Annotated in this window: 18 protein-coding genes; 13 read left to right on the top strand and 5 right to left on the bottom strand. The window is 65.7% G+C overall.

The features are described 5' to 3' along the window. The first annotated feature begins 9 nt into the window (after positions 1 to 9). Positions 10 to 591: a CatB-related O-acetyltransferase gene (locus tag AC07UC_RS05300; RefSeq protein WP_140776262.1), complete on the top strand. Its 582-nt coding sequence runs from the start codon at positions 10 to 12 to the stop codon at positions 589 to 591. Between the two features lie 30 nt (positions 592 to 621). On the opposite strand, the gene AC07UC_RS05295 is transcribed toward AC07UC_RS05300, so the two are convergent. Together AC07UC_RS05295 and AC07UC_RS05290 are read right to left on the bottom strand one after the other, a co-directional pair. Beyond that, positions 622 to 1,857 carry an amidohydrolase/deacetylase family metallohydrolase gene (locus tag AC07UC_RS05295; RefSeq protein WP_202325281.1) on the bottom strand — a complete coding sequence of 412 codons (1,236 nt, stop codon included), beginning with the start codon at positions 1,855 to 1,857 and terminating at the stop codon, positions 622 to 624. 31 nt (positions 1,858 to 1,888) lie between these two features. Beyond that, entirely contained in the window at positions 1,889 to 2,254 is a 366-nt protein-coding gene (locus AC07UC_RS05290; protein WP_027047560.1) for a RidA family protein, read from the bottom strand. 222 nt (positions 2,255 to 2,476) lie between these two features. On the opposite strand from AC07UC_RS05290, the gene AC07UC_RS05285 reads away from it, so the two are divergent. Further along, entirely contained in the window at positions 2,477 to 2,962 is a 486-nt protein-coding gene (locus AC07UC_RS05285) for a hypothetical protein (protein WP_494904494.1), read from the top strand. A 159-nt stretch (positions 2,963 to 3,121) separates the two neighbouring features. On the opposite strand, the gene AC07UC_RS05280 is transcribed toward AC07UC_RS05285, so the two are convergent. Together AC07UC_RS05280 and AC07UC_RS05275 are read right to left on the bottom strand one after the other, a co-directional pair. Beyond that, positions 3,122 to 4,144, bottom strand: coding sequence for a peptidase C39 family protein (locus AC07UC_RS05280; RefSeq protein WP_494904493.1), 1,023 nt, complete (start codon positions 4,142 to 4,144; stop codon positions 3,122 to 3,124). Next, the gene (locus tag AC07UC_RS05275) at positions 4,141 to 4,440 is read right to left on the bottom strand and encodes an aminotransferase class III-fold pyridoxal phosphate-dependent enzyme (RefSeq protein WP_494904492.1); all 300 of its coding nucleotides are present in this window, start codon (positions 4,438 to 4,440) and stop codon (positions 4,141 to 4,143) included. The genes AC07UC_RS05280 and AC07UC_RS05275 overlap by 4 nt, the downstream gene beginning before the upstream one ends. A 254-nt stretch (positions 4,441 to 4,694) precedes the next feature. Between AC07UC_RS05275 and AC07UC_RS05270 the strand changes: the two genes are divergently transcribed. The 9 genes from AC07UC_RS05270 to AC07UC_RS05230 all read left to right on the top strand — a co-directional run bounded on the left by AC07UC_RS05270 (position 4,695) and on the right by AC07UC_RS05230 (position 15,026). Further along, the gene (locus AC07UC_RS05270; RefSeq protein WP_494904490.1) at positions 4,695 to 5,342 is read left to right on the top strand and encodes a TetR/AcrR family transcriptional regulator; all 648 of its coding nucleotides are present in this window, start codon (positions 4,695 to 4,697) and stop codon (positions 5,340 to 5,342) included. Beyond that, positions 5,339 to 6,262 (top strand): LysR substrate-binding domain-containing protein, encoded by a 924-nt coding sequence (locus AC07UC_RS05265; RefSeq protein ID WP_202325278.1) that lies wholly within the window; start codon positions 5,339 to 5,341, stop codon positions 6,260 to 6,262. The genes AC07UC_RS05270 and AC07UC_RS05265 overlap by 4 nt, the downstream gene beginning before the upstream one ends. Positions 6,263 to 6,441: 179 nt before the next feature. Beyond that, a complete protein-coding gene (locus AC07UC_RS05260; protein WP_494904488.1) occupies positions 6,442 to 8,574 on the top strand; it encodes an acetate--CoA ligase family protein in 2,133 nt (710 codons plus the stop codon). A 20-nt stretch (positions 8,575 to 8,594) separates the two neighbouring features. Further along, complete coding sequence (locus tag AC07UC_RS05255; protein ID WP_140776276.1) at positions 8,595 to 9,770, top strand: acyl-CoA dehydrogenase family protein; 1,176 nt, start codon at positions 8,595 to 8,597, stop codon at positions 9,768 to 9,770. Beyond that, positions 9,767 to 10,648 carry an ABC transporter permease gene (locus AC07UC_RS05250; protein WP_494904486.1) on the top strand — a complete coding sequence of 294 codons (882 nt, stop codon included), beginning with the start codon at positions 9,767 to 9,769 and terminating at the stop codon, positions 10,646 to 10,648. The genes AC07UC_RS05255 and AC07UC_RS05250 overlap by 4 nt, the downstream gene beginning before the upstream one ends. Beyond that, positions 10,645 to 11,460 (top strand): ABC transporter permease, encoded by an 816-nt coding sequence (locus AC07UC_RS05245; protein WP_494904484.1) that lies wholly within the window; start codon positions 10,645 to 10,647, stop codon positions 11,458 to 11,460. The genes AC07UC_RS05250 and AC07UC_RS05245 overlap by 4 nt, the downstream gene beginning before the upstream one ends. Beyond that, complete coding sequence (locus AC07UC_RS05240; protein WP_494904482.1) at positions 11,457 to 12,569, top strand: ABC transporter ATP-binding protein; 1,113 nt, start codon at positions 11,457 to 11,459, stop codon at positions 12,567 to 12,569. The genes AC07UC_RS05245 and AC07UC_RS05240 overlap by 4 nt, the downstream gene beginning before the upstream one ends. Further along, positions 12,562 to 13,614 (top strand): ABC transporter substrate-binding protein, encoded by a 1,053-nt coding sequence (locus tag AC07UC_RS05235; RefSeq protein WP_181180130.1) that lies wholly within the window; start codon positions 12,562 to 12,564, stop codon positions 13,612 to 13,614. Before AC07UC_RS05240 ends, AC07UC_RS05235 begins: the two co-directional genes overlap by 8 nt. A 107-nt stretch (positions 13,615 to 13,721) precedes the next feature. Then, complete coding sequence (locus AC07UC_RS05230) at positions 13,722 to 15,026, top strand: NAD(P)/FAD-dependent oxidoreductase (protein WP_494904480.1); 1,305 nt, start codon at positions 13,722 to 13,724, stop codon at positions 15,024 to 15,026. Between the two features lie 23 nt (positions 15,027 to 15,049). On the opposite strand, the gene AC07UC_RS05225 is transcribed toward AC07UC_RS05230, so the two are convergent. Then, a complete protein-coding gene (locus tag AC07UC_RS05225; protein WP_140776284.1) occupies positions 15,050 to 15,685 on the bottom strand; it encodes a methyltransferase family protein in 636 nt (211 codons plus the stop codon). Between the two features lie 265 nt (positions 15,686 to 15,950). Between AC07UC_RS05225 and AC07UC_RS05220 the strand changes: the two genes are divergently transcribed. Both AC07UC_RS05220 and AC07UC_RS05215 read left to right on the top strand, forming a co-directional pair. After that, on the top strand, positions 15,951 to 16,199 hold the full coding sequence (locus AC07UC_RS05220; RefSeq protein WP_494904478.1) for a hypothetical protein: 249 nt from the start codon (positions 15,951 to 15,953) through the stop codon (positions 16,197 to 16,199). A gap of 142 nt (positions 16,200 to 16,341) precedes the next feature. Next, the gene (locus AC07UC_RS05215; RefSeq protein WP_140776288.1) at positions 16,342 to 17,136 is read left to right on the top strand and encodes a COG4705 family protein; all 795 of its coding nucleotides are present in this window, start codon (positions 16,342 to 16,344) and stop codon (positions 17,134 to 17,136) included. The last annotated feature ends 31 nt before the right edge of the window (positions 17,137 to 17,167 follow it).

The raw sequence follows: 17,167 nt of genomic DNA, 5'->3' as shown, positions 1-17,167 counted from the left end.
AGGAAGCCCATGGGTCTGCTGAGAGGACTTCGCATAAAACTGGGATTGAAGAAGGACCCGTTACCGCCGCTGCCAGGCGTCGAGATCGGTCGTCATACCTACGGCCTCACCAAGGAATCGTTCTTCGTTCCGCACGAAAACGTTCCGGTGCGCATAGGATCGTTCTGTTCGATTGGCCCGGATGTTCTCTTTATCTGCGCGGCCGAGCACCGCGTCGACACCGCGACCACCTTTCCGATCCAGTTTGCGAACGGCAAGATCCGCAACGCAAATGGAACCGCCGGCAAGGGGCCGATCACGGTCGGCCATGACGTCTGGATCGGTGCTCGCTGTATCGTCCTGAGCGGCGTCACGATCGGCAATGGAGCGGTCCTCGGTGCCGGCAGCATCGTCACCCGGGACATTCCGCCCTACGCGATCGCGGTCGGCAATCCGGCTCGCACCATCCGGTACCGGTTCGCGCCCGATGTCATCCAACGCCTGCAGTCGCTGGAGTGGTGGAACTGGAGCGACGACCTTATCCGTGAACGCATCGAGCTTTTGACGGCGACAGGTATCGAGCGTTTCCTGAGCGTTGTGGGGGCGGCGTGACCGTGTCGACGCTCCGCACCGCGCATGATCTCACTCGTGCCGATGCCCGAAATGCCGGGCGGCAACCTCGACATGCGTGTGGTTGGCATGCGGCTCGAAGCGCTCGGTTTCGCTGACATCGTTCGCCGCCTCGTTCGGCCACCAGGTGCCGCCGATGACGATACCTTCCGAGACCAGCCGCTGATCGGCGACCAGCGAAGCGCCGACCGCGTCGACGAAGGTAAAGCGGCCCGGCCGCTGGCGAAGGACCGTGACGTCGCCGACGGTGCCGACCGCCAGCGTGCCGAGATCCGGCCGTGCGATCGCCTGCGCCGGCCCTTGCGTCGCGGCCCGCAAGACCTCGACCAGCGGCATGCCGAGTGCCAGGAGTTTCGACATGCAGACCAGTATGTCGAAAGCCGGCCCGTCGACGCAGTAAAGGTGCACGTCGCTCGAGATGACATCGGGCGCCAGCCCCTCGGCGAGCATGGCGCGGGCGACCTCGAAATCGAACGACCCCATGCCGTGGCCGAGATCGAAGATGACGCCGCGCTCACGCGCCAGCCGCATGTCGGGCCGCACCGCGCCGGAGGCAAAGACCGGCGCGTTGGGGAACGGCCGGAAGCAATGGGTGAGGATATCGCCCCGCCGCAGGCGCGGCAGCACTTCCGAGCGGCCGGGGGGCGGCTCGTCTATATGCGCCATCAGCGGCAGGCCTGCCTTGTCGGCGGCCTCCAGGGCGAGATCGACAGGCGCGATGCCGCTGGTGCCGCCGGCATGCTTGCCGGAGCGGACTTTCACGCCGACGACCACGTCCGCGTGCTCGCGCGCGGCGGCAACCACCTCGCGCGGTTCGCAGAGCCTGAGATCGCTGCACTCGCCGACCGACACGGTCTGCGAGAAACCGAAGATGCCGGCAAAGGAAATGTTGACATAGGCCAGGATGCGCACCCTGGAGCGCTCCATGACATGGCGGCGGAAGCCGAGGAAATTGCCGGCGCCTGCACTGCCGGCATCGATGAAGGTGGTGGTGCCGCTCTTGGCCGCCAGCCGGTCGGCATCGACGCCAAGCGAGGTGCCGCCCCAATAGACGTGGCTGTGCAGGTCGACGAGGCCGGGTGTGACGATGCAGCCGGTCGCGTCGACGACCTGCGCGGCGCGGTCCGCCGGGATGTCGGCGTCGATCGCGGCGACCCGGCCATTGGCGATGGCGACATCGCGCGGCGCGTCGAGCCCGGACGCCGGATCGATCAGCCGGCCACCCCTCAGCAGGAGGTCGAATTGCATGGGGAGACCCTCCGCTTCGTAGCGTCTTTTATCAGACCGGCCGGTAGGCGACCGCCTCGACTTCGATCTTGATGTCGATCATCAGCCGCGATTCCACCGTGGTGCGTGCCGGCGGGTTCTTGGGAAAGTGCCTGGCATAGACCGCGTTGAAGGCGCCGAAATCGCGCGCGTCTTCCAGCCACACGGTGGTCTTCACCACATCGTCCAGGGTGCAGCCTGCCAATGCCAGCGCTGCCTTCACATTGGCAAGTACCTGCTCGGTCTGCTCGGTAATACCGCCCTTGACCACGATGCCGTCGCTGCCGACCGGGACCTGGCCTGAGACATAAACGAAGTCGCCGGCCCGCACGGCGGGCGACAGCGGCACATGGGATGTTCCAAAAGTCTGCTTGGGCAAGGGACGACCTCCTCTGATCACGCGGGCAGGACACCGGGGCGGCGCCCGCTTCGGCGCAGATTTACCGCGATCGGGCCGGTCCCGATAGGGCCCTTGTTGGAAAGCAACATTCTTCGAAATCCGTGTTGCTTTATTACAAGAGCGCTTGCATCGTGCGCGCTTGCCGGACGGCCTTGGGGGCCGCGACGGACAGATGCCTATGCGAGACCGGAGAAACCGAGAATGACTTTCGACAAGAACCCGTTCCCACCAGGCGACGCCGACCGCCACGCGCTGTGGGAAATGCTGGTGCGGCGCGACATCGACGCCTTCATCGGCCAGGACTGGTCCATGGTCGAGAATGACTTCGTCGCCGAAAGCTTCTTCGGCATGCATGCCCATTTCCTTCCCAACGCCGATGCCTGGCGGCTGCAGTTCCCGAGGCTGGAAATCTATCGCGACGAGTGGCTGCGCCAGGCCGGGGAGACGGCCGCGACCAAATTCGCCGAGCCGCTGCGCGAGGCGCTGTTTCGCGTCACCAATCTGCGCGACATCGATGTCGACGGCGACCGCGCCGTGCTGCACAAGAAATTCGATGGCTCCGTTGCCAAGGCGGATGGCACCGTCGACCGGCTGAAATGGCAGACGCTATACTTCTGCCGGAAGGTCGGCGGAACCTGGAAGATCGCCGGCTTCGTCGGTTACATGCCTTATCCGCTGGGAAGTTGAGCAAGGATGGGCTAGCGGGTTTCGTTCGTCGGCTTATCGTAGACGTTCGAGATTTGCCAAGGCGCTCCCCTCTTCGTCATCCCCGGACGAAGCAGGAGCGAAGCGACGCGGCGCAGACCCGAGGATGACGAAGTGATAGGCGTCTAATTCCACCGAACGCTATCGCCCGACCAGCACGGCGGCGCGGTATGCCGGATTACCGTACCAGGCCATCCGGTCGAGCTCCGCCGCAATGACCGGAAGGCCGACAACGTCCATCTTCTGCTCGAGCCGGTCAGGCTCGATCCAGGGATCGTTGAGGAAGTAGATGCCATCGCCATAGCCATGGACGAGCACCCAGTGCGGGCAGGTGTAGCCCATCATCGGCGCCTGATCGATCAGCACCAGCGCCAACAAGCCGCGATCGAGCGCCTGACCGATTTCTTCGATGGCAAAGGCGCGCGTCTCGATCGGCAATGACGCGGCGTCGGCGTCGCGTTTGAAACCGGCTTGCACGAAGCGCATCAGCCCGCGCCTCTCCTCCGAGGCGGCACGGTCGAGGAAGATCGGCTCGGCACTGCTCATGAAAACCTCGACCCGCAACCCGCGCCGGTGCGCCGCCAGCGCCAGGCCATAGGGGTCGCAGCCGCCCGGGCCGCTTGGACCGATGATGGTTGTGGCCTCGCGCCACAGCTCGACCTCCAGCGAACGATCCGGCAGCAAGGCCGGGTCGAGGCCAGCCATGGCCATGGCGAGCGCCGACGGTCCGCAGGTGAAGCCCGCCGTCTGCGGCCAGGACGGCGGTATCCGCCCCTGCAAACGGGAGGGTTCAATGCCGATCCAGCGTTGCAGAAAACCGTCCCGGCGCTCCCATTGGCCGCCGATGCGCAACGCCATGCCCTCGTCGGCGCGCATGCAGAGCACATCTTGGGCAAGCGCCTCCGTCTCCAGCGTCTCCAGCAGGTACGGGCCGTCGCTCGCGATGAAGCTGGCGGCGGACCAGGACAGGGCAATGCGCATCATCGCCGCCGACGGCCGCCGCTGGCCGACCATGATCGCCTCCGGGCGGCCTTCCCTGTATCGCGCCACGCCGGTGACACCGGCAATCTCCCGCAGGCCGGCCAGACGATCGCCGATCTCCGCCGGCACCGCCGCCATCAGGTCCGCCCAGACGGACGCGTCCTCGGCAGTGAAGACTGTCACGCCGCCAGCTCGATCGACGGCGTGTTGGAAAGGAAGCCGAACGGCGAATGGTAGCAGAGCTTCTCCGCCTGGGCGGCGATCGCCCGCGCCATCTCCTTGCGGCCATAGCCGATGTTGACGCACCACATGCCGCCGATGCCGTCGATCATCCGGTGGCCGTTGCTGTCGCGGACATGGACGCCATTGCCCTCCTCCAGGATCAGCACCGGCTGCTCGCGGAAATCGGTCCAGGGATGGATCAGGTGGCGCGCGTCGAGCGCGGCGCGTTGGTCGTTGGCGAGGTCCTGCGGCGGCATGGCACGGCTTCCTGTTGTCCTGGCAACCGTTCCTGCGTTTCCGGTTGCGGCCGGCCGATAATCTCGTAGACTGATTGATCAGTCAATGATGATTGTGCCGTTGGACCATCGCATGAAGGGCAGCGCCAACGCTCGGAAAGGGGCGATGGACGACCCGACACCTCCAGTGATCGCCTGCACGCACGGCCATCCACGAAGCATTGCTTAGCCGGCCGAAAACCGGATACGAAACCACTCCAGGGAGAACGGCGCCATTGAGCAAGCCCGACAAGAAAAGCCGCGATGCCGAAAAGGTCGCGCGCCGGCGACAGAGCCTCACCCAGGCGGCCATCACTGTCATTGCCCAGAAAGGTCTGCCCGGCGTCACCCTGGCCGATGTCGCGCGGCAGGCCGGCTGCGGCTACGGCCTGGTCTCGTTCCACTTCGAGACCAAGGACCGCCTGCTTCTGGCCGCGCTCGACGCGCTGGTCGAGGAATACCGCGCGGCCTGGCATGCGCGCAGCGACCCCCATGACGATGCCGCGGCCAAGCTTGAGGCGCTGATCGATCTCGACCTCGGTTCCGATGTGACCGATGACAGGCACATCGCTGTGTGGACGGCGTTCTGGGCCGAAACTTCGCGCAACGCTGACTACCGGGCGCGGTTCAGCGAACTCAACAGGGCCTATCTGGCGCGGCTCGAACCGCTGATATCGGCCCTCGCCCAAAAGGAGCCGCCGGCCGCGGACTATCGGCTGGTCGCTGGCGGGCTGAGCGCCATTTTCGACGGGCTGTGGATCGAAAGCCAGATCGGTGACGGCCATGGCGAGGCAGACTGGGCGCGTGCCCGCGCCATCTGCCGGACTTATCTCCGCGCCTTCTTTCCGAAAAGTTTCGGTACCGAAACGAGCCAACGGCCATGACCCTGCGCAAGCTGCTGCCCTCGCCCAATGCGATCTTCATGTTCGAGGCAGCCGCGCGCCATCTCAACTTCACCAGCGCGGCACGTGAGTTCAACGTCACCCAGTCGGCGATCAGCCGCATGATCGCGCGGCTGGAAAGCCATCTCGACGTCAAGCTGTTCGTGCGCGCGCCGACCGGCATCGACCTGACCGACGACGGCCGCCTGCTCTATGGCGCCGTAGGCAGCGGCTTCCAGCAGATCGAGATTGCGCTCGATGATATCAGGGCGCGCCAGGGCGAGGCCGGCACGGTGACGCTGTCGCTGTCGTCCGCCTTCGCCATGCACTGGTTCATGCCGCGCTTCGATCGCTTCCAGGCCAGCTTTCCCGGCATCGACCTGCGTTTCCAGCTGGTGCGCGGCGAGCCGACCGGCCCGATCGAGGATGTCGATCTCGCCATCCGCTACAACCAGCCACCCAATGCCGAGCAGCAGAGCTGGGCGCTGATGGAAGAGGTCGTGCTGCCGGTCTGCAGCCCGTCCTATCTGGCCGAGCACGGCAGTCTCGACGATTGCAGCGATCTCAGCCGGCACACGCTTGCCCATCTCTCCGGCGCGTTGCGCATCCCCTGGCAGCACTATCTCGCGCAGTTCGACTATCCACAGCCGGTGGGCAGCCGCAGCCTGACCTTCTCCGACTACACGCTGGTCGTCCAGTCGGCGATCAAGGGCCGTGGCATGGCGCTCGGCTGGTGGCACGTCGTGGCCCACGAACTGCTGCAGAAAGGCCTGGTCAAGGGCGGCAAACATGAGTTGCGTACCGGCGACCACTATTACCTGGTGGCAACGGCACGACGCCCGCTGCGCAAGCCGGCCGTGCTGGTGCGCGACTGGCTGCTCAATGAAATGGCCGTGCTGAAACGGGAAATCCTCGCCGGCTGAGCCGTCGACGGCCACATTTGGCTTTACCCCCATGACTGCAGGTCATCGCCTCGTGACTATTCGGAGCGTGCGCGATCGTTTCCCGGTTCTATAGTCGCCATCGGTCCGACAGCTCGCAAAATCAAAATCAGAGCGCCGGGACGAGATGGCTTTGGGAACGAGCCGTGGGAGGAAGAGATTTGGCTGGGATTCCTGCCGCCCTCGGTGGCATGACGAACGCAGGACATCGTCTCGACCCGCTGTTGCGGCCGGCGTCGATCGCCTTCGTCGGCGCGTCCGTGCGCCCCAACACGCCGGGCAACACCATGGTGCGGGCAGCGGCGATGGACGGCTACAAGGGCCGGCTCCACGCCATCAACCCGAAATACGACGTCGTGGAAGGCGTGCCGTGCTTCCCTGATCTGGCAAGCCTGCCGGAGACGGTCGACCATGTCGTGCTCGGCGTCGCCAATGACTATCTCGAGGACAGTCTGCTGGCGGCCGCCCGCCATGGCGCCAGGGCGGTCACCATCTTCGCCAGCTGCGACCTGACCGGTGCGGCCAACGATCCGCTCGCCGGCCGGCTGACCGAAATCGCCCGCGAGGCCGGCATCGTCATTTGCGGCGGCAACGGCATGGGCTTCTGCAACCCCGGCATCGGCCTGCGCGTCTCCGGCTTCGCCTCCCGTCTCGCCATGAAGCCCGGCGGCGTGGCGCTGGTCACGCAATCCGGCTCGGCCTTCTCCGCGCTCGCCTACAACGACCAGCGGCTGAAATTCCAGCTCTGCGTTTCCAGCGGCCGCGAGCTGACGACGACGACATCAGACTATGTCGACTGGGCGCTCGACCAGCCCGACACCTCGGTCATCGGCCTGTTTCTCGAAACGGCGCGCCGGCCGGACGATTTTGCCCGCTGCCTGGAAAAGGCCGACCGGCTCGGCATTCCGGTCGTTGTCCTGAAGGTCGGGCGCACGGAATTGAGCGCCGGCTTCGCCGCCAGCCACAGCGGCGCGATTGCCGGCGACAATGCCGCCTACGAGGCGCTGTTCGACAGATGGGGGGCCTTCAGCGTCGACACGCTGGACCAGCTCGCCGCCAATCTCGCTTTGTTTTCGGCCGGCCGGCCGGCCGCCGGCGGCGGCCTTGCCAGCCTGCACGATTCCGGCGGTGAACGCGAAATGGTCGCCGACCTCGCGGCAAAGGCCGGCGTGCCGTTCGCCGCCATCTCGGAGCGGACGAAGGCGGGGTTGCGTCTGCATCTCGACAGCGGCCTACAGCCGGCTAATCCGCTCGATGTCTGGGGCTCGGGCCTCGACTTCGAGACGCATGTCGAGGCCTGCATGGACGCCATGCTCGCCGACCCCGACACCGCCATCGGCGTGCTGTTCCAGGACATACGCGACGGCTCCTACGTCGCCGAAGGCTTTACCCGCGCTGTGATCCGTTCCCACGCCAAGACCGGCAAGCCGGTTGCCGTGGTCAGCAACTACGCCACGGTGAACCACCGCGCACTCGCCTTGTCGACCACGGAGGCCGGCGTGCCGGTCATCGACGGCACCGATGAAGGCCTGCAGGCCATCCGCAATCTGCTGGCGTTTCGCGACCGGCGCGCCGCGACCCACACCTATCCCGATGCCGTGGCGCGTGACGTCCGCGAGCGCTGGCGCCGGCGCCTTGGCCAGGAAAAGCCGTTCGGGGAAAGCGAAGCACTGGCGCTGCTGGCCGACTATGGCATTGTCACGCCGCGCTCGATCGCCGCCGCCACGCCGGACGACGTTGTCGCCGCCGCGCGAAAGATCGGCTTTCCCATCGCCCTTAAGACCGCCGTCCCCGGCATCCAGCACAAATCCGATGTCGGCGGCGTCCGCCTCGGCCTGGCCGATGAACCATCGCTGGCGGTGGCCTATGCCGACATGGCGGCGCGGCTCGGTCCGCAGGTGCTGGTTGCCGAAATGGCGCCCAAGGGCGTCGAGATCGCATTCGGCCTGATCCGCGACCAACAGTTCGGACCCTATCTGGTCATTGCGTCCGGCGGCATCTGGATCGAAGTGCTCAGGGATCGCGCGGTCGCCTTGCCGCCGCTCAGCCTCGAACAGGCGCAAGCCCTGGTCGTCAGGCTGAAGACAAGCCCGCTGCTCGACGGCGGGCGCGGCCGGCCGGCCGCCGACAGGACAGCACTCCATGCCGCCCTCGCCCGTTTCTCGATGCTCGCCGCCGATCTCGGCGACCTCATCGACGAGATGGACGTCAACCCGCTCCTGGTTTCCGACCATGGCTGCATGGCCGTCGACGCGCTCCTGCTCGGCCGCAACGCCGGGCACCCGACACGATGAATTGCTTTTAGAGGACTGCCATGAATTTCGATCTCAGCCCGCGCGAAAAGGAACTGTCGAAGAAGGGGCGCGACTTCTGCGACCAGGTGCTTCTGCCGCTGGAAGCAATCACCGACGACCACGGCGAACTGCCGATGGAGCGCCGGGAGGCTGTCCGGCAGCAGGTGCGCGACTGGGGGCTGGCCGGCATCAACCACTCGAAGGAAAATGGCGGCCTCGGCCTGACCATGGTCGAGCAGACGGCGATCGAGGAACAGCTCGGCCGCGTCACCAACGGCCTGTGGAGCTGTGTCTGGCGCCCGCCGGTGAGCCTGAAATTCGGCACCGAGGCGCAGAAGCAGGATTATCTGATCCCGTCCTCGCACGGCCATCGCCGCGGCGCCTTCGCCATCACCGAGCCGGAGGCCGGCTCCGACCCGCGCCGGGTCAAGACCAGCGCGGTCTTGAAAAATGGCCAGTGGCACCTGACCGGCGAGAAATGGTTCGTCACCTCCTACAACGCATCCGATTTCGTCATCGTGCATGCCCATGTCGACGACGATCCCGACAAGCCGACCTTGTTCCTGGTCGACAAGCCGGTGAACAACATGGTGCATCTGCGCTCGCCGAAATTCATGCACAATTTCGCCTTCGACCATGCCGAATTGCGCTTCGAGGGCACCACGGTCGGCGAGGACAAGATGCTCGGCAAGATCGGCCAGGGGCTCGAGCTGACCAAGGACTGGTTCGTCGAGGCGCGCCTGCAGATCGCCTCGCATGCGGTGGGTGCCGCGACCCGCGCCGCCGAGATCGCCAATGACTACGCCACCTCCCGCCACCAGTTCGACCGGCCTATCCGCGATTTCCAGGGCGTGGAATTCATGCTGGCCGACATGGCGGTCGAGATCTTCGCCGCCAAGTCGATGCTGTACCGCGTCGCCTGGGAGATCGACCAGGGTCTCGACCGCAAGCGCGTGCACGCCCATGCCAGCGCGCTGAAGCTCTACTGCTCGGAAGCCGCCGGCCGCGTCATCGACAAGGCGCTGCAGGTGCTGGGCGGGCGCGGCTACATGCGCGAGAACCCGGTCGAACGGCTCTATCGCGACATCCGCGTCGACCGCATCTGGGAAGGCACGTCGGAAATCCAGCGCGTGGTCGTCGCCGGCCAGATCCGCAAGCGCGGCATAGGCGTCTTCAGCGAGGTGGCCTGGGCGTGACGGCAACAAGCACCTTGCCGGAACCGAGGGCACGGGCCGCCTTGCCGTCGCGCCGGCATGTCGAGACCGCATGCCTGCTCGGCCCGGCGCTGATCGTGCTGGCGTTGCTGTTCGTGGTGCCGCTGGCGCGGCTGTTCTCGCTGGCCTTCACCGACCCGGCCGGACCGTTCACGACTTTCGGCGTGCTCGCCGAAAGCGCGGTCTACCGTCAGGTGATGTGGAACACTTTTGTCGTCGCAATCATGGTGACGGCACTTTGCGTGCTGCTCGCCTGGCCGGTCGCCTATGTGCTGTCGCGCCTCGACGGCGTCTGGTTCGGCATCGCGCTCTACGGTGTGCTGTTTCCCTTCTGGATCTCGGTGCTGGTGCGCACCTTCTCCTGGATGCTGCTTCTGGAGCGCAACGGGCCGATCAACCGGCTGTTGATGGCGACCGGCATCACCGACGCGCCGCTGGCGCTGCTGTTCAACAATGTCGGCGTGCTGGTCGGCATGATCCACATCCTCTTGCCCTACATGATCCTGCCGCTCTACGGCGCCATGGTCCGCATCGACCGCCGCCTGCTGCTGGCAAGCGATGGGCTCGGCGCCAGCCTCGTCGACACCTTCCGGCGCATATACCTGCCGCTCTGCCTGCCCGGCCTTGCCGGCGGCGCGACCTTCGTCTTCCTGCTGTCGCTCGGCTTCTTCATCACGCCTGCCCTGCTTGGCGGCTCGAACGCCATCACGCTGTCGATGCTGATCGCCAGCTTCGTCAACGACCGCCTTGCCTGGTCGCTCGCCGCAGCCGGCTCGCTGGCACTGCTCGCCATCGTGCTGGTGCTGATGGCGCTGACCGCCCGGCTGCTGCCGATCGAGAGGGGGCTGTTCGCACGATGAACAGGTTGCCGCTCCTGCTCCGCATATCAGCCAACGCCGGCGCCAGCCTGGTGCTCGCCTTCCTCGTGCTGCCGATCCTTGCCGTGGTGCCGGCCTCCTTCAACAAGGCGAGCTTCATCTATCTGCCGCCGCGCGCATGGTCCGTCGTCTGGTACGAGCGCTTCCTCGCCGATCCGGAATGGCGCACCTCGCTCATCAACAGCGTCGAGGTCGCCACGCTGGCCACGATCATCGCGGTGGTGCTCGGCACGCTGGCGGCAATCGGGCTGCGCCGCATCGACGGCCGCCTGCGCACGCTCGTCACCGGCCTGTTCCTGGCGCCGATGATCGTGCCGGTCATCGTCACGGCGGTGGCGCTCTACCGCAGCGCGCTCGATGTCGGCCTGAGCGGCACCATCCTGGGCATGAGCCTCGGCCATGCTATACTGGCGCTGCCTTTCGTCGTCATCAATGTCGGCATCGCCTTGCGCGCCGTCGACGACAACTGGCTGCGTGCCGCCGCCGGCCTTGGCGCCGGCCCATGGCGGATCTTCCGCACCGTCACCCTGCCCAACATCACGCCGGGCATCGTCGGTGGCGCCATCTTCTCCTTCATCACCTCCTTTGATGAAGTGATCATCGCCGTGTTCATGGCTGGCTATGCCTCGAAAACGCTGCCGGTGAAGATCTGGGAATCGATCCGGCTGGAATTCACGCCGGTCATAGCTGTCGCCGCGACGGTGATGATCGCGCTGGCCATCGTCCTGTTCGCGCTGGCGCAGACATTCAGCCGCAAGACTGGCAGCCGCAAAACCGGGAGCCCGAGCCGATGACCGCGATCCAATCGGGACAGTCACTGCGCCTGGCCGGCGTGTCGAAGACCTATGGCAGCTTTCGGGCACTGGAGTCGACCGACCTAGACGTCAAAGCCGGCGAGTTCCTGACGCTGCTCGGCCCCTCCGGCTCGGGCAAGACGACGCTGCTCAACCTCACCGCCGGCTATATCGAGCCGACGGCGGGCGAGATCCGCATCGGCGAGCGCAACGTCACCCGCATGCCCGCCCGCCACCGCAACATCGGCATGGTGTTCCAGAACTATGCGCTGTTTCCGCATATGAGTGTCGGCGAGAACGTCGGCTATGGCCTGAGTGTGCGCCGGCTGCCCAAGCCCGACATCACCAGACGGGTCACCGACATCCTGGCGCTGATGCGACTCGACGGCTTTGCCGACCGACCCGTCCAGCAACTCTCGGGCGGCCAGCAGCAGCGCGTGGCGCTGGCCCGCGCTCTGGTCATCGAGCCCGACGTGCTTTTGATGGATGAGCCGCTCGGCGCGCTCGACAAGCAACTGCGCCGCTCGGTGCAGCTCGAACTGCGCCGGCTGCACCAGAGGCTCGGCCGCACCACGATCTATGTCACCCACGACCAGGAGGAGGCACTGGTGCTCTCCGACCGCATCGCGGTGATGGACAGCGGCCGCATCCAGCAATTGGGGACGGTCGACGACCTTTACGACCGTCCCGTCAACGCCTTCGTCGCCGGCTTCATCGGCGAATCCAACCTGCTGCCGGTACGCGTGCTCTCGTCATCGGGCGGCAAGGCCTCCGTCGATGTCGAGGCGTTCCGCAGGACGATCGCCGTCGATGCGGCGCCGGGAACGACGCCGGGCGAGCCGGCGCGGCTGCTGATCCGTCCCGAGCATGTCGAGCTCGATCTCGGCGGCGAGGGCGTCGCCGCCGAGATCGTCGAGGTGATCTATCTCGGCGAATTGACCCAGCTCACCCTGCGGCTGGAGAGCGGCCAGACGCTCGCCGCCCGGCAGATCACCGACCGGACATTGCGGGCCGGCGCCAGGGTCCATGTCTCGTGGAAGCCTGGCCATGTCCGCGCGGTTCCTCATTCCCCATCCAAACCCACCAAAACGGAGAAAGCTGATGCATAGGCGTACTTTCCTTCTGACGGCAGCGGGCGGCGTGCTGGCCGGCGCGACGGGTCTTCCTCGACTGGCGCGCGCGGCGGACCGGCCTTTCACTTTCACCTCCTGGGGCGGCGCCCTGTCGAACGCCGAAAAGGCGGCTTTCATCGATCCGTTCGGCCAGCTCAAGGGCATTCCGGTGGTCAACACCTCGCCGACCGAGACGGCCAAGATCAAGGCCATGGTCGAGGCCAAGGCGGTCGAATGGGATCTGGTCGACGTCGGCGGCCGCACCGTCTGGCAAGGCGCCAATGAGGGCTTCCTCGAACCGATCGACGTTTCGAAAATTCCCAATGCCGCGGCACTCGAAAAAGGCTGGGTCGCCCCCAACGGCATCGCCACCTCGACCGGCGCCACCGTCATCGCCTGGTCGAAGACGGCATTCCCGGATGCCGGACCGCAATCCTGGGCCGACTTCTGGGACGTGAAGCGCTTTCCCGGCCCGCGCGGCCTCTACCGCTTCTTCTATTACAATTACGAGGCCGCCCTGCTGGCCTCCGGCCTCAAGCCCTCGGAAGTGTTCCCCTACACGACCGAGAAGGCCGACATGGCGATGGCCAAGATCAAGGAGCTGAAACCGCATGTCACCGTCTGGTGGGGCAGTGGCGCGCAGCCGCCGCAACTGCTTTCGTCGGGCGAGCTGGCGCTGTCCTCGGCCTGGAGCGGCCGCGTGCTGGCGGCCGAAGCGGAAGGCGCGCCCGTCGGCTTCACCTACAAGGACGGCATCGCCTGGGCGAACTGGTGGGTCATTCCCAAGGGGTCGCCCAATGTCGAGCTGGCGCATGAGGCGATCGATTTCGCGCTCGCCGAAGCCCAGCAGGCGAAGCTGCTCGCGCTCAGGACCTATGGCCCGGTGCTGAGCAGCGCGACATCGGGCGCCGATGCCGACACGAAGAAGATCCTCGTCATGGCTCCCGACAACATCAAGGACATGCTGATCCTCAACGAAGGCGAAGCCGACAAATATTCGGTCGCCTATGAGGAAAAGTGGAACCAGCTGATGCTGCAGTGAACCGCACCGACCGGCGTGGCTGATCCGAAACCCGCCACGCCGGAACATCGGCCCAAGGACGGCGCCGCGATTGAGGCGGCGCATCGCACGACCTCGCCGGAGAAGACATGCCTGTTGACGCACCCCAAGCTTTGCCGGCCAGCCTGTGGGCGGCGACGGCCACCCCCGCCCCGCTCTATGCCGGGGCAAAAGGCGATGCCGTGGCCGACGTCGCCATTGTCGGCGCCGGCTATACGGGCTTGAGCGCCGCTCTTCATTTGTCGCAGGCCGGCAGGAAGGTGATCGTGGTGGAGGCCAGCGAACCCGGCTGGGGCGCTTCCGGGCGCAATGGCGGGCAGATCATCGCCGGGCTGAAGCACGATCCCGACACGCTAGAAGCCAAGTTCGGCCGGAAGCTGGGGAGCGCCATCACCGAGACCTTTGGTGCCGGCGGCGATCTGGTCTTCGATCTCATCGAGAAGTACCGCATCGACTGCCACGCCGAGCGCAGCGGCTGGATCCAAGGCGCGCACGGACCCAGGCCTTTTTCGGACATCGTGACGCCCCGCTTCCGGCAGTGGCGCGCCAGGGGCGTCGAGGCGCGCCTGCTCGACCGTCAGCAAATGGCCGATCTCACCGGCTCGGCGCCCGAGGCCTATCATGGCGGCTGGTTCGATCCGCGCGGCGGCGTGCTGCAGCCGCTGAGCTACGCGCGTGGCCTGGCCGCCGCCGCCATCTCGCAGGGCGCCACCGTGCTGGCGCGGTCGCCGGCGCTTGGCCTCAGGCGCGAAGGTGACAACTGGCGGCTCGATCTCGGACAAGCCTCGATCCGCGCGCGGCAGGTCGTGCTGGCCACCAACGCCTACACCGGAAACCTGTGGCCGGGTCTGCGCCAGACCGTCATCCCGGTGACCAGCTTCCAGATCGCCACGCAGCCGCTGTCGCCGGCGCTGCGCCGCACCATCCTGCCGGGCGGCCAGGGCGTCGCCGACACCAGGCGGCTCCTGCTCTATTTCCGCCTCGACCATGAAGGCCGGCTGGTGATGGGCGGCCGCTCGCCGGTCGACGACAATCCGACCATGGACGATGCGGCACCCCTGAAGGCCGCCCTTGCCCGCATCTTCCCGCAGGCGGCGGGCGCCCCGGTCGAATTCGTCTGGAGCGGCAAGGTCGCGATCACCAAGGACACGATGCCGCATATCCACATGCTGGCGCCTGGCCTGTTCACCGCGCTTGGCTGCAACGGACGCGGTGTTGCCGCCTGCACGACGACAGGCAGGCTGCTTGCCGATCTTGCCCTGGGCACCGCGCCGGCCGACCTGCCGTTCCCGGTCACCGCCCCCGACCGCTACGCGCTGCATGCCTTGCGCAAGGTCGGTGTCTTCGCCTTCAGCCAGTATTACAGGTTGCTCGACAGCCGAAGCGCAGCGTGACAAATTAGCCGGCTAATGGATGGTCAGTAGAGCGTGACGAAGGCCGGGAACAGCATGCCCGTCTCCCGGAAATACTCGATCAGCTCGATGGCCGGGAAGATGGCCAGGAAATAGAGCCCGTCATAGAAGGTGCGCTTGAGCGCGCGCGTCGAGAACTGCAGCTCGTCATTGTCACGGTAGAGCAGCGGGTTCGGCCAGAACCTGGGCGTCGCCTTGATATAGGCCGCATAGGCCGGGCCGAATTTGCCCAGGAGATATTCGGCTTCCTTGCGCGCCGTGACGCGGAAGATGAGAAAGCTGGCAAGGCCAAGGATTGCCGCCGCCACCAGCGAGCCATAGAGCAGACCGATGCCGACCGCGCCGACGGTCGAAAAGAAATAGAGCGGGTTCTGGCTCATGGAAAACGGGCCGGTTGAAACCAGTTCCTCGTTCTTCTTGCCGCCGACATAGAGAATGCTCCAGAGCCGGCCGGCGACGCAGACCAGCACCAGGCAGAAACCGAAGAATTCGAGGGCTTCGTGACCTTCCGAGCCCTCGGTGAGCGCCGGCTTGGTGAGAAACAGGAGCAGCACCGCCAGCACCGCCGCCACCCGCACGAAGATCAGCCGTTTGCGTTGGACGAACGCATTCGAAACCGGCTTGAGGGAAGCATAGGTCATTCGGGTTTTCCTGGGGCACGGATTGCAGGTTCGGGCACTGGGGCACGCCATTGATGGCGGATACAAGGCGGTGGCTTCTATCAGCGCAGCGCGCGAGGTTCGTAAAGGCCTTTTGCGCGGCCCAGGTTCATTCTTACGAAATTGTATGCCGCCGGACAGGCTGGAGTGAAGTCGCTTCCCTATCGTTCGAATGCCAGCCCGCCATTTTGGGGCCGGCTTCAGTTTACGGCAGCCGGACCACCGGCATCAGACAGGGAATGGTTTCATGAGAAAATTTGCACTTGCGGTCGCATTGGGCCTCCTCACCGCATCCGGTCCGGTTTTCGCGGCCACTGCGCCTTGCGAGGAAACACTGAAGGCACTGCGCGCGGCGGAGTCGGCGGCCAAGCTCAATGACGCGGACAAGAACAAGGTCTCGGAACTGGAGACCAAGGGAATCGAACGCTGCAACGCGGATGACGACAAGCGCGCCGACGACTTCTTCGCCCAGGCCATGAAGGTCATGGGCAAGTAATCCATGCCGTCCAAAGCACCCTCGGGCATCATCCGAGGGTGTGCGGGCGATTGAGAAGACATGCATCAATAGGGGCGGATCGCATGACTCCCTCGCGATGCGCTTTCATCCCGCCACGACCATCAAAATCAGGACTTCAGCCATGCTCCCCAGCAACAAGCAGCCCGCCGGGCCGGCCCAGAACAGGGTTCCGGATGTCACCTTCGATTTCTGGCTGATCAAGCTGATGGCGGTGACCATGGGCGAGACGGCGGCCGACTATCTGGCCGTCAACCTCGGACTCGGACTGACCGCCACATCGCTGATCATGACCGGCGTTCTGGTCGTTGCCCTTGTCCTGCAGTTCGCCCAGAAACGCTACGTGCCCTGGGCCTACTGGCTGGCCGTGGTGCTGATCAGCGTCGTCGGCACGCTGATCACCGACAACCTCGTCGACAATTTCGGCGTACGCCTGCAGACCACCACGATCGCCTTCAGCGTGGTGCTCGCGGCGACGTTCGCGGTCTGGTACGCCAGCGAGCGGACGCTCTCGATCCACACCATCTTCACGACCAGGCGCGAGATCTTCTACTGGCTGGCGATCCTCTTCACCTTCTCGCTCGGCACCGCCGCCGGCGACCTGGTCGCGGAAAGCTTCGACATGGGCTATCTGACCACGGGCCTGCTGTTCGGCGGCGTGATCGCACTCATCGCACTTGCCTACTATCTCCTCCATCTGGACGCTATCCTGGCCTTCTGGCTTGCCTATATCCTGACGCGGCCGCTTGGCGCTTCCTTTGGCGACTTGCTGTCGCAACCGGGCGAATATGGCGGCCTTGGCTTCGGCACCACCTTCACCAGCGTGATCTTCCTGGGCTGCATCATCGCCCTGGTTCTCTATATGACATTGAAGAGAACCGCCGACGATGCCGACGAGATCCTGCTGGAATCGGATTGAGGGTTCGGCATGCGCTGCGTGGCTTGCCATT

It is taken from the genome of Mesorhizobium sp. GW821-FHT04C10, assembly GCF_059420305.1.
This window is presented reverse-complemented; position numbering and strand designations above follow the sequence as displayed.